Here is a 14,968-nt window from a genome sequence, read left to right as displayed (position 1 = left end):
TAAATGGTCATCGTATCGGAGTATCCCAATGTCAGGGTCTCAAGAAGCTCGGAAGCCAAGCGCAGCTCTGATGAAACCATTGCAGCCCTCGCAGGAATTGACCGCCATTGTCGGCCTGGCTCCCTTGCCGCGCCCGGAGGTGGTGAGCAAGGTGTGGGAGTACATCAAGACGCACAAGCTCCAGAACCCGCAGAACGAGCGCGAGATCATGGCTGACGAGAAGCTTCAGGCAGTGTTTGGAGGCAAGAACAAGGTGAGCATGTTCGAAATGAACAAGCACCTTGCGCAGCACCAGAAATGATGCCCATGGTCGTAGAGTTGTGGAGGGGGCGGGTGACTGAGACCGAGCCGGGAACTCCTCTAAGCACCTCAAGGTCGGGTGACGGAGATGCAAAGCCTGCCTAAGGGCGGGCCTGTGCTCTTGCTGGCAAGCTTATAGAGGTGTCCCTTGGAGGCTCGAAAGGCGCAGCGTCCGTCCGAGCACAGCTTGCCATCAAGCGAGAGAGCGGGTAGAGCGCTGTCTATGTCTTCGCTCTCGTTGACCATCCTCTTTGCGCTCGCTTGGACATCGGCATCTTCCGGGGCCAAGAACTCAACGGCATAGGATTTCCGCAGCCCTCCGCATCTCTCCGCACCAATGGCCTCGATCATCTCGGCCGCAAGCACGGGGAACGCTGACAACCCGATAACCAGTGCGACAGCAGGAGCGCTTGCCAGAAGATGATGCACCATCGACTCGACTCCTCCAGAGAAACGCCTTTGACGCGCTGCCAGCATGCTAGCACTTCTTCACCGCTCGGGAGACAATCCTGGCTCACTGGGAATGCCGCTCCGGCATAAATCCGAAGACCCCTGAATGCACAATTATGTGCTCACGTAACGGGCCAACTCGATTGGGTTCTCGACCCAAGAGGTGAGCTAGTGGGGCCGATGACTCCATTCCCTAACTCTGAGCAAGCGCTTTAAAGTCATATGCACTCGTGGCTCAAACCTTGAGTAATTGGCGGAGGAACTTGGACGAGATGTGGTGGGATTGGATTGCACCCCCTGCAACCAACACGGATCGACAGAGGATATTCCTCACCGCTGCGGGGTAAGGAGCCATTGAGTGGGCAGACTGAAAGCAACCCACCTTCTCGAAGAATCCTGGCTGCCATGAAGCGCCTCAAACTGGACGCCGAAGCCGGTGTTGCTACCGCTTTCTACGCTGGGGAGGTCATCTTCGTTAAATTCTGGGCGTCGTATCGGCCGCCCCATGGCTACTCGTGCTTCCCCGAAGGTCTGGGACCTGCACCCGCTCAATGAGGATGAGCGCACGACAGCTACTTGGGTAGCTGGAGCGCGACGGGCGCGTGCGCCAGGAAGTCAACCTTGATCGGCGGGTCCGCAGCGATACACTGGTCTCAAAGCGCTCTTGTCCTGAGGAAGCGCAGTCACCGTACGCCAGCGCTTCTCCTGCAGTCGTACCAGGATCGAATGACCATGCTCGGCAACCATTCCCTCTCCGGTCTCATGAAATGGCTCACACACGAGGAATGGCGTGAGCCGTTTGCGGACGTCCTGGACCTGCACCTCGGTCCGGCTTGCGAAGATTACGAGATGGAGTTTGAGGACATTGCGGAGGTGATCGGCGATCACGCGGCCATGACCCTGTGGGGCTGCGCCTTCGAGGATTTTCTGACTCAGGCGATCGAGCCGGACGGGCGCAACATCGTCGAGGACTATCTCAAGCGCCGCGGCTGGAAGGAAAGCGCCGGCAACCGGCGCTACATGGAGGCGCTGCGGGACTCCTGCATGAGCCTGTACGAGGTCAGCGAGATCGTGCCCGGCCAGTCCTTCCTGGCGCGGGATCTTCTGCGCGGCGGGGAGCCGATCCGGGTCAGCGAGCACTCCGCCACCAAGAGCCTCAAGCTCTGGGACAAGATCGGTGCCCGCATCATTGAGGTCTCGGGCAAGAACATCCTTGCTGGAGGCCTCCTGCCCTTCCGCCCGAGTGCCGCCACTCTGCTCATGGACGAGCTCAAGGCGGCCAGGCAGCAGGCCCGGCGCGAGTTCCGCAAGCTAACCAAGGAAGCCCAGCTGCCCAGGTCCACCCGGGAGGATGGCCAGATCGCCGACCTCCTGTTCATGGCGACAGCCGCGCCGATCTTCAGCAACATCTGGCTGGATGATGCCCTGGCCTCAGCGCTCGACCAAAGCCTGCCGACCATTCTCAACAGCGATGGCGACGAGGTGGTCTTCTGCCGGGTTCGCTTTCCCTTGCGCCCAGAAGGCGCAGCCAGCGAGCTCCGGGAGCGCCTGCGCACCGTTCCAGCCTTCCAGGAGGAGAATGAAGGCTTCTGGAATTGGATCGAGCGGCAGCCTGCCAAACGGAAATCCTCAGGCAAGCCGGCGAGCAGGTCCGTCCCAGGGCGAGCCCCGTCTGTGCGGGTGACGCTCGACACCGGCGATACGGTCCTGGGCACCATCGAACTGACCGACAAGGCATTGCTGCTGGAGGCGAACTCCCGCGAGCGGGCCGAGCGTGGGAGGGCTATCCTGGCTGAGCTGGCCGGGGCGCTGGTCGGGCCGGCTCTGACCGAGATCGAAACGCTCGAACAGGTCATGGCTGGACGAGACGGGGACGACCATCTGGATCAGGCCAGCGACCTTCCGGCCGAATTGCAGGCCGAACTGGTCCATGGTGCTCTGACCGACCACTACCGCAACACCCTCGACGAGCCGATCCCGGCACTGGGAGATCTGAGCCCACGGGCCGCGGCCCAAACCGCTGCAGGCCGGCACAAGGTTGCCGACTGGCTGAAACACATTGAGAACCAGACGAAGAGCGGACGCCCGTCGGACGATCCGATGGCCAGCTATGACTTCACCTGGCTCTGGCGGGACCTGGGCCTGGAGAAGCTCAGGCGGTAGATCCCACTCGTTGATGCGGCAGCGTTGGCTCGGCTCTGATGGTGGCCGCCACTGTTGAGAGCGTTGCGCAGGCCTCTGCGTCTTTGCGGGCGAACAACTTGCTGAACAGATGAGCTTTGTCATTTGAGGTGGCGATCCGAGCTTCCCCTCGCCTGTCAGCCGCCGAACTGCCTCAAGATAGGTCCGAGCTGATGGGCTATGGAGACTGCCCAGGGTTACCGGTGCTCCAACGTTGCTCACGAGGATCTGCGCACCTTAAGCTTGGCCCTTCCAGGGCTCTTGCCTCGCCAGCAGCCTTGGGCTATCACCGTGCCTTAGCACTCCCATGCGTCGAGTGCTAAACGTGCTGCTCGGCGCAGACGAGTGCCCCCAATTCCATATCGAGGAGGCACACCCATGACCTTTCGCCCGTTACATGACCGCGTTGTCGTCCGCCGCATCGAAGCCGAAGAGAAGACGGCCGGCGGCATCATCATCCCGGACACCGCCAAGGAGAAGCCGCAAGAGGGCGAAGTCATCGCCGTCGGCCCCGGCGCCCGTGACGAGAGCGGCAAGGTCGTCGCCCTCGACGTGAAGGCCGGCGACCGCGTGCTGTTCGGCAAGTGGTCCGGCACCGAGGTGCGTATCGATGGCCAGGATCTCCTGATCATGAAGGAATCCGACATCATGGGCGTGATCGAACAGTCCGCCGCGGCTCAGAAGGCGGCTTAACCAGCCCAGCCCGAACAGATAATAACAGGAGTTCAGCTCATGGCTGCCAAAGACGTTAAATTCTCTTCTGACGCTCGTGATCGCATGCTGCGTGGCGTCGACATCCTCGCCAATGCCGTAAAGGTCACGCTGGGCCCCAAGGGCCGTAATGTGGTGCTGGAAAAGTCCTTTGGCGCTCCGCGCATCACCAAGGACGGTGTGACCGTCGCCAAGGAGATCGAGCTCGCCGACAAGTTCGAGAACATGGGCGCCCAGATGGTGCGCGAGGTGGCCTCGAAAGCAAGCGATGTGGCGGGTGACGGCACCACCACCGCGACGGTGCTGGCCCAGGCCATCGTCCGCGAGGGCGCCAAGGCGGTGGCCGCAGGCATGAACCCGATGGACCTCAAGCGCGGCATCGATCTTGCCGTGGCAGAGGCCGTGAAGGACATCCAGGCTCGCGCCAAGAAGGTTGCCTCGTCTGAAGAGATCGCCCAGGTCGGCACAATCTCGGCCAACGGCGACGCTTCCATCGGCGAGATGATCGCTCAAGCAATGCAGAAGGTCGGCAACGAGGGGGTGATCACGGTTGAAGAGGCCAAGACCGCCGAGACCGAGCTCGACGTGGTCGAGGGCATGCAGTTCGACCGCGGCTATCTCTCGCCGTACTTCATCACCAACGCCGAGAAGATGATCGCGGAGCTCGAGGATCCCTACATCCTCATCCACGAGAAGAAGCTCTCCTCCTTGCAGTCGCTGCTGCCGATCCTTGAGGCTGTGGTGCAGACCAGCAAGCCCCTGCTGATTGTGGCGGAAGACATCGAGGGCGAGGCTCTCGCCACGCTGGTGGTCAACAAGCTCCGTGGCGGCCTGAAGATCGCCGCCGTCAAGGCTCCGGGCTTTGGCGACCGCCGCAAGGCCATGCTCGAGGACATCGCGATCCTGACCGCCGGTCAGACGATCTCGGAAGACCTCGGCATCAAGCTCGAGAACGTCACGTTGGACATGCTCGGCCGTGCCAAGCGCATCCGGATCGACAAGGAAAGCACCACGATCATCGACGGCGCTGGCTCTTCGCAGGACATCGAGGCTCGCGTTTCGCAGATCAAGGCGCAGATCGAGGAAACCACCTCGGACTACGACCGTGAGAAGCTCCAGGAGCGTCTGGCCAAGCTCGCCGGCGGCGTCGCGGTGATCCGCGTCGGCGGCTCGACCGAGATCGAAGTCAAGGAGAAGAAGGATCGCGTTGACGACGCCATGCATGCCACCCGCGCTGCAGTCGAGGAAGGCATCGTTCCCGGCGGCGGCACGGCCCTGCTGCGCGCTAAGGCTGCGGTTGCCAAGCTCACCAGCGACAACCCGGACGTGAAGTCCGGCATCAACATCGTTCTGCGCGCGCTCGAGGCCCCGATCCGCCAGATTGCCGAGAACGCCGGCGTTGAGGGATCGACCGTGGTCGGCAAGATCACCGACAACACCGCGTCGGACACGTTCGGCTTCAATGCTCAGACCGAAGAGTTCGTGGATCTGCTCCAGGCCGGTATCGTCGATCCGGCCAAGGTCGTGCGCACCGCTCTGCAGAATGCAGCGTCAGTCGCTGGCCTGCTCGTCACCACCGAAGCCATGGTTGCCGAGGCTCCGAAGAAGGAATCGGCTCCGGCGATGCCAGGTGGCGGAATGGGCGGCATGGGTGGCATGGACTTCTAAGAAGGTCCCGCACGACGCGAAGAAAAAGAAGCCCCGGAGCGCTCCGGGGCTTTTTCATTTGGGTCTGGCTGCGAGGCGTCGATCGCTAAAGTACTTCGCGCAAGAAGTGACAATGTAACTTGGTTGCCACACGCGTCTACACGCGAATTTCATTGAACATTTTTATGGAACCTCATGCTGCCAACGGCTCGGACAAAACGGTCACGATTAACAGCCATTGAGCTCAATATTCCTAATCTTCTGACTTTTAGCCGCAGTCCGCCGCGTTTGCCGTATGGAACAGGAAAGGACCCCTAGCACTTAACCATAGTGGTTTTATACGGCCGGGGGGCGCATGACCGAGGATGAAGTTGAGGCGGTTGCGGCCGAGCTTGCCAAAGCTGGTGGGCTCTCCTGGCATTCAGGAAAAGAGCAAGGTCCTGTGAAGCTCGTCATGGCGCGTTATCGGGACCGCGCCCGTCTTGCCATCGCTGCTGTCGACCGCGTGCGGGCAGGCCAGCAAAACATCGCTCCCACTGCAGGTGAGCCGCTCGAAGCGAGCGCGACAGCCGGCTTGGAAGCTCTTCCTGGCGACACTGTCGCTGCTGGAAGTCTGGTCCTATACCGCCCTCCGGGAGACCAGCGAACCTACGCGTGCCGGGTTGAGAGCGTGGAAGGAAGCCGCGCCTACCTCATCCCCGAACTCCCGACCTGCACCGGCTGGGTCGATCTCGCAAACGTCTCACACTCGGTAGTCCAGTAAGGCGGCCCAAAACGTGGCAACCACTATCAAAGGCAAGCTCGAGGCTGCTGAGGATCTCGGCACCGGCATCCCGTCAGCTGGTTCCTGGACAGGCGCCGTACCGGCTCCAGCAGCTCCAGCCCGCTTTTACTTCAACCTCACGGACGGCGATGACATGATCCGTGATGAAGAGGGCATTGAGGCTTCCAGCATCCAGGCAGCCGTGGTCTCCGCCCTAGAAGCGGTCGAGGAGCTTCGTGCACAGGCTCCCGCAAGCTCAGACGCGTGGCGGGGATGGCGGTTGGAGATCGTTGATGCCTTTGGCCGAGCGCTGCAGGCCATTCCGCTTGACGCTCTCTCCGCTCATTGAACAGACAGTGGAAGAGCAGCTATTTGCCTCTCGTCGCGGCAAACCGTGCGGGCTGAGTTGCATACCTGGTTCAAAAGAAAAGTCCTGTTCTGCTGCTCAGGCCGGGTGGGGTTCTATCTTTCTTCGCTTCCGAGCAACTGGAATGACCGAAGGCTTAGTCGACCGGATAAGACGTCAAGGAACCATCCGGAGCACTCTTAGCAAAAAAGCGCCGAAAGCCCTCTCCACTTCAGGAAGAGGATGGACAGGCGGTGCGGCGAATGCCGCAAAATCATATCTTGAACCTTGGCCATTGTGACCGTATATCGGGAGCAATGGCCGGAACAGAGCAAGAACCAGCATACCTGACGTTCAGCTTTCGCGTGAAGGGCGCGACGAGCGGCAAGCATCTGGTTGCGCTCGGCAATGCGACCAACACGGTCTGGAATTACGTCATCCAGGAGATCATCGACGAGTTCCTGACCAAGCGGAAGGAAGTCGGGCGACCAAGACTGCGCTGGCGGGTGAGCCGTGGGCCTCGCCGCTCGCTCGGCTGGGTTCCGTTTACGAACCAGGATGTGGAGATCAGCGGCTCGATCGCGCTGTTCCGCGGCCGGAAGATCCGTCTTTGGAAGCATCGTGAGATCGAGGGCCGGTTCAAGTCCGGCAATTTCTCGCAGGACGCGCGGGGCTGCTGGTACTGCAACATCGTCTGCGAGATCGAACGCCAGACGACGAACCGGACCCACGTCGTTGGCATCGATCTTGGGCACAAGACCGCCGCAAAGTCAGCGGATGGACTGGAGCTGCCTCAAGCCCGGTTCTACCGCGATCTCGAGGACAAACTGGCCGAAGCGCAGCGGCGGGACCGTAAGCGTCAGGTCCAGACGATCCACGCCAAGATCGCCAACCGCAGAAAGGACGCGCTTCATAAGTTCTCCCGGGCGGTGGTCAACCGCTCCGGTGCCGTCTTTGTCGGCAACATCTCTTCCACCTGGCAGATCGCATCGGGCGCCGCGAAGGCGACGCACGATGTGAGCTGGGCGATGCTGCGCAACTTCCTGAAGTACAAGAGCGATCACGCCGGAGTTGCCTTTGCCCAGGTGAATGAGGCCTTTACAACGCAAGCCTGTTCTGAGTGCTTCGCGCTCAGCGGCCCACAAGGTCGAGAGGGTCTTGCGGTCAGGCAATGGGTGTGTAGCGACTGTGGTGCGGTCCAGGCCCGCGATCGGAACGCCGCCCTGAACATTGCCCGTCTCGGGTGCGAGACGCTGGGTCTGAAGGGACCTGGAAGTCGCGTCCTTTAGGACGAGGAGGCATCACATAGAAAGCGCGGTACTCAGATCCGGCTCTGGCAAACCCATAGCCCGGCTGATGATGATGCTAACCACATGGTCAGCCAGCATCCGCAACTCAGCCCGCTCTCCCCGTGAGAATGAGCGCGGCTTCGTATCCAAGAGACTCAAGGAGCCAAGGCGGACTTCCCCCTCATAAATGAGTGGAGCCCCAGCGCAGAAGCGGAGGAAGGGGTCACCCGTCACAAGTGGGTTGTTCTTGAAGCGCTCATCAGCACGAGCATCGGGGATGACGAGGACCTCGTCTTGCAGGATCGTGTAGGCACAAAAAACCAGATTGCGGGGGATCTCCGAAACATCGATACCCTGGCGGGACAGGACCAATGCGCGGTCAGCTTCGATGAGATTGACGAGACAGAACCCAACCCTGAAGTGGTCTCGGGCGAAGGCGGTAATCCGATCCACTGTCGCATCGGGGATGCACTTTTCAACCTTCAGGTCCGCGAGAGCGTCGAGATGCAGCACCTCATTCGGATCAAGGGTAAAGTCCAATTCCACCTCCTGAGAACAGAGGCATCGTCCGAACACATCGCTTTCACAAAGAAAGAGATGCGCCAAATGTTCCGCATGGACATCCCCGCTGCCCTCCGCCTCCTTGCCCGCTGCCTCGCTCTGGGCCTGTTGACCGTTGTGAACCTCCCAAGCCTCGCTGAAAGCTTCGACGGACACCTGGCAGTTGAATGGCGCCCACCTGCTAAGCTGGGTTCATGAAAGCTTGGCCACCGCCGCTGAGACCCGCGGTGGCACTTGCGTCTGCGGCATTTGCACTAGGAACTTCCGCCATCACTGTGAACCTATTCAGGCGCGCCGGGTTACCCGTTCAGAGACCTTCGGGTGAATGGTTCCGTCATGTTGGCCAATGAGAGTATCTGGAGCAGAAGGGTTTATACCCCGGCACCGATCGCCTATTCGGACCTCCTATCCTACCTTGGCCGAGAGCTCGCGCTGATGTACAGCGTCGCCTCGCAAGAGGCCCTTCCAGAAGCTTGGTTTCCCCTGCTCCACCTGTTATCGCAGCCTGAACCCTCAGAAGAATAGGGCCAAGTTCTCCCGAGCTTCCTCTGGCTTCTTCGAAAAAATTATGCGCGAACTTATTCCTGCCGTAGTTGTAGCAGAAACGTAAGATAATATCCCTTGTAGCGATGTTTCTACCGTATAGGTGAACGGTACACACTGTAAAGCAGCGAGCAGCCAAGCTACGAGTGGCCCTTGAGAAGAAGAAAAAGAATTCCTATCTGCTTTAGACCAGCAAGATGAGCACACGTTATTCTCGAGCTTCTTCGAAGAAGGAGGGGTAGCGTGGCCGGTGCGCAAACTATTCTCGAATAAGACTGGATGGACTTATGCCTGCTGTTGTGACCTACAGCCCGACCGGCAACGCTTACATCGATGGTGTCCTGGGCGACCTGAAATGGGCAGTCAATAGCTTCACCTACAGCTTTCCGGCCAGTGCCTCGTTTTATGGCAGCGCCTATGGAGCCGGTGAGCCCCTCAGTAACTTCGAGGCCCTGAACGCCGCGCAGCAGACGGCGACCCGCGCGGCCCTGAAGCTGTATGCCTCCGTTGCCAATCTCAGCTTTACGGAAATTGCGGAGACCGCGACGCAGCATGCAGATTTGCGCTTTGCCATGTCGGACAAACCCGGCACAGCCTGGGCCTATTTCCCGACAACGAATGCCGCGGGCGGGGATGCATGGTTCAACAATTCCAGCGGCATTTATGATGCGCCGCAGAAGGGCAGCTACGCCAACCTGACCTTCATCCATGAGATCGGCCACACGCTCGGGCTTGAGCACGCGCACGAGCATTTCGTCATGCCGCAGGATCGTGACGCAATGGAATACACGGTCATGAGCTACCGCTCCTATGTGGGCGCCTCGACAACAACGGGCTACGTGAACGAGAGCGCGGGCTATGCCCAGTCGCTCATGATGTATGACATTGCGGCCCTGCAACATATGTACGGCGCCAACTTCGTCACCAACGCTTCGAACACGACCTACACCTGGAGCCCAGCCACGGGCGAGATGTTCGTCAATGGCGTCGGCCAAGGCGCGGCAGGGGCGAACCGGATCTTCCAGACGCTCTGGGATGGCGGTGGCGCTGACACCTACGATTTCTCGCCCTATACGAGCGGCCTCAAAGTCGACCTTCGACCCGGCGAATGGACAACCACGTCGACCACCCAGCTCGCCAAGCTCCACTACAATGGCTCCAAGGTCGCCGCTGGCAACATCGCCAATGCGCTGCTCTACAACAACGACACGCGCGCGCTGATTGAGAATGCGGTCGGCGGATCCGGCAACGACACCCTGATCGGCAATCAAGCCGCGAATACCCTCCAGGGTGGAACTGGTGCTGACACCCTGACCGGTGGTACCGGAGACGACGTTCTGGATGGCGGTGTCGGAAGCGATACCGCGGTTTTCAGCGGCGAACGCGCGCACTACAGCGTCACGCAGTTCACAGATGGATCAACCCACTTTGTTGACCATCGGGCGGATGCGTCGGATGGTAAGGACATTGTCTGGGGGACTGAATGGTTCCAGTTCATGGACGGACGCTACTCTTTCGAGGAGCTCTTGTCCGGCACGACAATGGCCACTCTCAGCACACTGACCGTCCCGGTTGAACCGACCGTCCCTCCCCCAGTCGAACCAACGGTCACCCCCCGGCGCTTGTTACCCCGGATCTGAGTGTGTCGGGCGGGGCTGGCAACGATCGGTTGTATGGTGGGGCTGGGAACGACAGACTCTATGGCCACGGCGGGAACGACATCCTGCATGGTGGCGCCGGTGCAGACCGGCTCGACGGAGGAGCCGGCACCGACTACGCCAGCTACAGCGGAGCAGGTGCGGGAGTGCGGGCTGATCTTCTGTCGCACTCGCTCAACACGGGCGAGGCCATGGGCGATATCTACGTGGCCATCGAGAACCTGCTGGGGAGCACCCATGCCGACGCCTTGCGTGGCAACAATGCCGCTAACGCGATCAAGGGTGGCGCAGGAAACGACACACTGACCGGGCGGGGTGGCCATGACACCCTAGACGGTGGTTCCGGTGATGATCTCCTTCTCGGAGGAGCCGGGCGCGATATCCTCAGCGGCGGCACAGGGCGGGATACGTTTATCTTCAAATCGGCCGGTGAATCCCGTGGCTCCAGCATCGACACGATCAAAGGCTTCGTCCGTGGTCAGGATCACATCGACCTGCGTAGCATCGACGCCAACACCACGACCGGCGGCAATCAGGCCTTCAAGTTCATCGGCAAGGCTGCATTCAGCGGAATGGCCGGGGAGCTCGGGTTTTCGGGCGGGGTGCTGTCCGGCGACATCAATGGCGACAAGGCTGCGGACTTCCAGGTCAAAGTGGCCGGACTTATGACGCTCGCCAAAGGCGATTTTTATCTCTGAATTCGCGCATTCGTGCGCCCGACGAGGACGTAGAGATGAGCGACTGGATTGCGTACGACCGTTGGCCGGAATGTGCCGGGATGGAGCGGCTGGGTTATGTGTTTGAGGTCAAGAATGCCGAAGGGCAGAGCCTGTTCACGAACTGCACGGTTCCATTGCAACTGCCGTTTGACTGGAAGTCGCCACCGCTTCACTTCCGCCTGATTGCGGCTCCGCCGGCACGCCACTCTGGACCGATACCGAAACCCCAGGGACAGCGTTAGATAGTGCGGACTGTTCCACTTTCCGCCTCTCGAGCCCCGTATCCAGCGAACGGCATTGAGGTCAGGCGCAGAGGCTCGAGCCGCATCGTTCTCGAGTCCTTTGAGCGGATGCCGACGTTCTACGGCAGGATCTGCCACAATGAACTTACCGCTACCGACTTATGCCATTGTCAGAAGACCACAGTCCATAAGACTACGTTGTCTTAACCTTGGTGGTGTAGCGGGTGGCGGCTATCTGAGAAGCCGCCCTGGCGTCTCTGTTCAAGCGCCGTCGCTGACCGGCCGAGATCATCCTGTTACACATGCGCTGGTGCCGCAAGTAGGGCATCAACTATCGCGATCTCGCCGAGATGAGGCAGGAACATAGCGCCAATGTCGACTCATCCATCATCTTTCGTCGGATCCGGCGCTACGCTCCGGAAATCGAGACGAGGGTGCGTGGTACAGAGCGATATCGACCTCTCGAACATAGCCACTACAATCGCCCTGCCGCCATGCATGACCTTGTCCAGAGATCCTATAGCGTTATGAGCGAAGCAGATATGCTGGAGTTCATTGCGGCCAATTGAAGGAATTCTTCCTTGCGTTAGCGTCACCCGCTCGAGGTGGCATCCTAGCCACCTGAAATCTTCAGGCTCGAACGAAGCCAGCAGGCGATTGGATTGGACTGCTTCGTGCGGGATCATGTGCCAACCCACAACTGTCGGGTTCGGGAGAAGCAACTGGTGCAATCCTAGCACGAAGGCGCAGAAAACCCAGCCCCGGGCAGAGCCGAACGGGGTCCCGTTGGAGCCTGATACGCAACGCACTCCGCATGCGTGTAGCAGCGGGGACACGACTGGTTGCCCTCGCCCGCCCGATTACGCTTGCGGATCGCACATAGTTCCCTAGCATCACGCCAGGGAAGGGCGAGGCCTTCGGCTATAACGATCTCACACCGTTGTGCGGTTCCCTGTTCGACCACGCTGGATCCTTTGTCCTTTTGGCTTCGATCCGCGAAGTTGGGCTTTCCCGGCTTCCTCGTCTGGAATGGAGCCGATGATGTCGGCTAATGCTCTCAGATCGAGATTTGCAGCTTTGAGAACCTTGGCGAGAGACTCGGACGATGGCCATCGCGCGCGGCCCTCACGGCTAATCCGCTTCGAGAGATTGAATGAGGTCGCATCCAAGCCGGCGCTTTTGGCGAGAGCCGAGACTGATATCCCTTGCGAATCTGCAATTGCATCAAAGGCAGCCCAAATCTGGTTGTGAGTGAACATTCTTCTTTTCCTGCCAGGGAGGAAAAAGAAGCCCCACCCAGCCCGAGCAACCGAATGACGCTTCCTAGCGAATCTGCGCCGCGTCTTCCTAGCCACAGATTCCGCAGATATCAAAGGGGTAAATTCGCGTAATCGATTACATAGTCCGAGACTTACTTCAATTCTCGGCTCCAAATGGCAAGGAGCTTTCTTGAGCCGCATCTATCGCCGGGGCGCATGAAAGCGCGCGAGTGTGAGGTATTATTTTAATATATTGAAGTACACTGAATGCATCGCCGACAAAACAGGCGTCGATAGCAAACCCTGAGGAGGCGTACTCTCTCGCATTGACGGCGATGAATGAGCCCCGCGAGATAACCCCGAAGTCGCAACTGATGGGACAGGCTGGCAACTACAAGTGAGACTCCCCGCCCTGAAGGACGAGGCATCTTAGGCTAGGCGGCAAGCCGCTTCATCCCTTGACCTTTGCTTCCTGTTTCACGGGCGCGCTTAGAGCGGAGGCCTCCACAGGCTGCCACCGGCGCTCCACCGGCGGTCGTCTTCGATGCCGCCCAGCGATGGCGGCCCAGCGCGAGGATATTCCTCGCAGCGTTGATGTCAGCATGAGATTCATACCCGCACAGCGGGCAGATGAAGCGGTCGCGCGTTATGCGCCCGTGCGGCAGGTGTTCGGTCGCCTCGTCATCCCGAGGATGCCCACCGCACTCCGAGCAGCGCTGCGAGGTATGACGAGCGATGACCTCAACGCACTCGCCGCCCTGCCACGTAGCCTTGTACTTGGTGAACGATCGGATCTGACCCGGCGACACGTCGAGGATCGAGCGGTTCAGGCCAGCCTTCGCGGCCACGTTCCGGCCTGGCTCTGCCAGCGTGCCGCGCGCACTCGCCGTCATGTTCTTAAGGCGCAGGTCCTCGAACACAATGTGCGTGTGCTGCTTCGCAACCTGGCACGAGATCACGTGCGCCGCGTTCCGCCGGCGCCGGGCGAGCTTGACGTGGAACCGGGCCAGAGCCCGACGCGCCTTCAGCCGGTTGCGGGAGCCCTTCTTCTTGCGGGCCAGGCTCTTCTGCAGCCGCGCGAGCTGGCGCATCTCCTCGGGCGAGGTCCGCGGCATCGGCTGAATGTTTCCGTCCGAGATCACCGCCCCTGTAATCACGTTGAGATCGACGCCGACCTCAGACACAGGCCGTTGCGCAGGATTTGGCAGATGGACCTCGCACGCGATCGAGGCGTACCAACGATCGCCCTCCCGGGCGATTGTCACCGACGTCGGTCGGCCCTTCACCTTGCGGTGGGCGGCCATCTTCAGCCAGCCGAATTTCGGCAGCTTCAGGCGATGCCGTTCGATCGTGAAGCCTTGCGGAAAGCGGCAGCTCTCGTGCACGAATTTTCGCCGCGGCTTGGGATAGCCGGCGTCCTTCCGGAAAAAGCGCTGGAACGCATCCTCGAGATCGCGCAGCGCCTGCTGCAGGCATTGGCTCGGGGCATCAGCGAAAAAGGGAAACTCTTTTTTCAGCTCTGGAAGTTCATCCGCGCCCGTATAGTAATTCAGGTTCCGCCCGTTGCGGCTGAACAGCCGGCGCTGTTCCAGCGCCAGATTATAGACCAGACGGCAGCAGCCCACCGTCATGCTGAGTTGCACGACCTGCTCTGGTGTGGGGTACACCCGAAAGCGATAGGCTTTTCTGATCTTCATTGATCAGAACATAGAGAGAACAGGCAAGCTGTTCAAGAGTCGCTCTGGCTCTTTTCATCCTCCACCTGAGAGAGGAGGTCTTTCAGAGCATGATGATAACAGGTGAAACTGGGCGCGATGTTAATGCGGTTCACTTAAACGGTGGGCTTTCCTGATCCGTTACCGAATTTCCCTCTTTATCTCTCTTCTTTGATAACCTTCGCACTATGTTTTTTGCATTTACTCCGTCCCTTATGGAGCGCTGCTTCGTGCGCATTGACCGGAGGTGGCTGTTCAACCGTTGTAGGCCTCTCTCGGGACAAACAGGAGCAGTGACCTGAAGTTATTGTAAACCGGAGCATAATCCATTGATGCCGGACGGTACCTGAGGTTTTCTCCAGATGCTTGCCCTCTTTTCTGCGTCTGACGATTACGCATTGGCAGAATCCATTTTCAGCATGGATATAAACACCGCTGGCGTCCCACGTCCTTCAATCCAGTGACTTGAGGCAGCGCCTGTTCGCAACGCGGACTGGAACCGTGCCCGTCCTCAGCACCCGAACGGAGCCTCTCTTCTTGGAGCAGGTAACGCAACAGTTCCGCTCCTCACAGCCTGACTCAAA

13 protein-coding genes are annotated in these 14,968 nt (G+C 59.9%); 10 read left to right on the top strand and 3 right to left on the bottom strand.

All coding sequences use genetic code 11. The annotated features are described in order from the left end of the window. Positions 1-28: 28 nt before the first annotated feature. The 7 genes from ACD578_RS28055 (at position 29) to ACD578_RS28025 (ending at position 7,687) form a co-directional block, all read left to right on the top strand. Positions 29-301 carry an SWIB/MDM2 domain-containing protein gene (locus ACD578_RS28055; protein WP_404295368.1) on the top strand — a complete coding sequence of 91 codons (273 nt, stop codon included), beginning with the start codon at positions 29-31 and terminating at the stop codon, positions 299-301. A 1,181-nt stretch (positions 302-1,482) separates the two neighbouring features. Continuing rightward, entirely contained in the window at positions 1,483-2,913 is a 1,431-nt protein-coding gene (locus ACD578_RS28050) for a hypothetical protein (protein ID WP_404295365.1), read from the top strand. 396 nt (positions 2,914-3,309) lie between these two features. Next, entirely contained in the window at positions 3,310-3,624 is a 315-nt protein-coding gene (groES, locus tag ACD578_RS28045) for a co-chaperone GroES (RefSeq protein WP_036350413.1), read from the top strand. 39 nt (positions 3,625-3,663) lie between these two features. Then, positions 3,664-5,310 (top strand): chaperonin GroEL, encoded by a 1,647-nt coding sequence (gene groL, locus ACD578_RS28040; protein ID WP_404295361.1) that lies wholly within the window; start codon positions 3,664-3,666, stop codon positions 5,308-5,310. Between the two features lie 334 nt (positions 5,311-5,644). Then, positions 5,645-6,052 (top strand): hypothetical protein, encoded by a 408-nt coding sequence (locus ACD578_RS28035; RefSeq protein WP_404295359.1) that lies wholly within the window; start codon positions 5,645-5,647, stop codon positions 6,050-6,052. Between the two features lie 13 nt (positions 6,053-6,065). Next, the gene (locus ACD578_RS28030) at positions 6,066-6,401 is read left to right on the top strand and encodes a DUF6894 family protein (protein WP_404295357.1); all 336 of its coding nucleotides are present in this window, start codon (positions 6,066-6,068) and stop codon (positions 6,399-6,401) included. A 314-nt stretch (positions 6,402-6,715) separates the two neighbouring features. After that, a complete protein-coding gene (locus ACD578_RS28025) occupies positions 6,716-7,687 on the top strand; it encodes an RNA-guided endonuclease InsQ/TnpB family protein (protein ID WP_404295354.1) in 972 nt (323 codons plus the stop codon). A gap of 12 nt (positions 7,688-7,699) precedes the next feature. Here the strand turns inward: ACD578_RS28025 and ACD578_RS28020 are convergent, their stop codons facing one another. Continuing rightward, positions 7,700-8,404 (bottom strand): GAF domain-containing protein, encoded by a 705-nt coding sequence (locus ACD578_RS28020; RefSeq protein WP_404295352.1) that lies wholly within the window; start codon positions 8,402-8,404, stop codon positions 7,700-7,702. A gap of 674 nt (positions 8,405-9,078) precedes the next feature. On the opposite strand from ACD578_RS28020, the gene ACD578_RS28015 reads away from it, so the two are divergent. The 3 genes from ACD578_RS28015 to ACD578_RS28005 are packed head-to-tail and all read left to right on the top strand — an operon-like array spanning position 9,079 to position 11,410. Then, positions 9,079-10,431, top strand: a complete 1,353-nt coding sequence (locus ACD578_RS28015; RefSeq protein WP_404295350.1) for a M10 family metallopeptidase C-terminal domain-containing protein — start codon at positions 9,079-9,081, stop codon at positions 10,429-10,431. A 2-nt stretch (positions 10,432-10,433) separates the two neighbouring features. Further along, the gene (locus ACD578_RS28010) at positions 10,434-11,147 is read left to right on the top strand and encodes a calcium-binding protein (protein ID WP_404295347.1); all 714 of its coding nucleotides are present in this window, start codon (positions 10,434-10,436) and stop codon (positions 11,145-11,147) included. Between the two features lie 35 nt (positions 11,148-11,182). Then, the gene (locus tag ACD578_RS28005) at positions 11,183-11,410 is read left to right on the top strand and encodes a hypothetical protein (protein WP_404295344.1); all 228 of its coding nucleotides are present in this window, start codon (positions 11,183-11,185) and stop codon (positions 11,408-11,410) included. 932 nt (positions 11,411-12,342) lie between these two features. On the opposite strand, the gene ACD578_RS28000 is transcribed toward ACD578_RS28005, so the two are convergent. Next, on the bottom strand, positions 12,343-12,669 hold the full coding sequence (locus ACD578_RS28000; RefSeq protein WP_404295342.1) for a hypothetical protein: 327 nt from the start codon (positions 12,667-12,669) through the stop codon (positions 12,343-12,345). A gap of 434 nt (positions 12,670-13,103) precedes the next feature. Then, positions 13,104-14,366 (bottom strand): RNA-guided endonuclease InsQ/TnpB family protein, encoded by a 1,263-nt coding sequence (locus ACD578_RS27995; RefSeq protein WP_404295339.1) that lies wholly within the window; start codon positions 14,364-14,366, stop codon positions 13,104-13,106. Positions 14,367-14,968: the final 602 nt, after the last annotated feature.

The sequence above is a fragment of the Microvirga sp. RSM25 genome (assembly GCF_044784385.1).
GTDB classification, from domain to species: domain Bacteria; phylum Pseudomonadota; class Alphaproteobacteria; order Rhizobiales; family Beijerinckiaceae; genus Microvirga; species Microvirga tunisiensis.
This window is presented reverse-complemented; position numbering and strand designations above follow the sequence as displayed.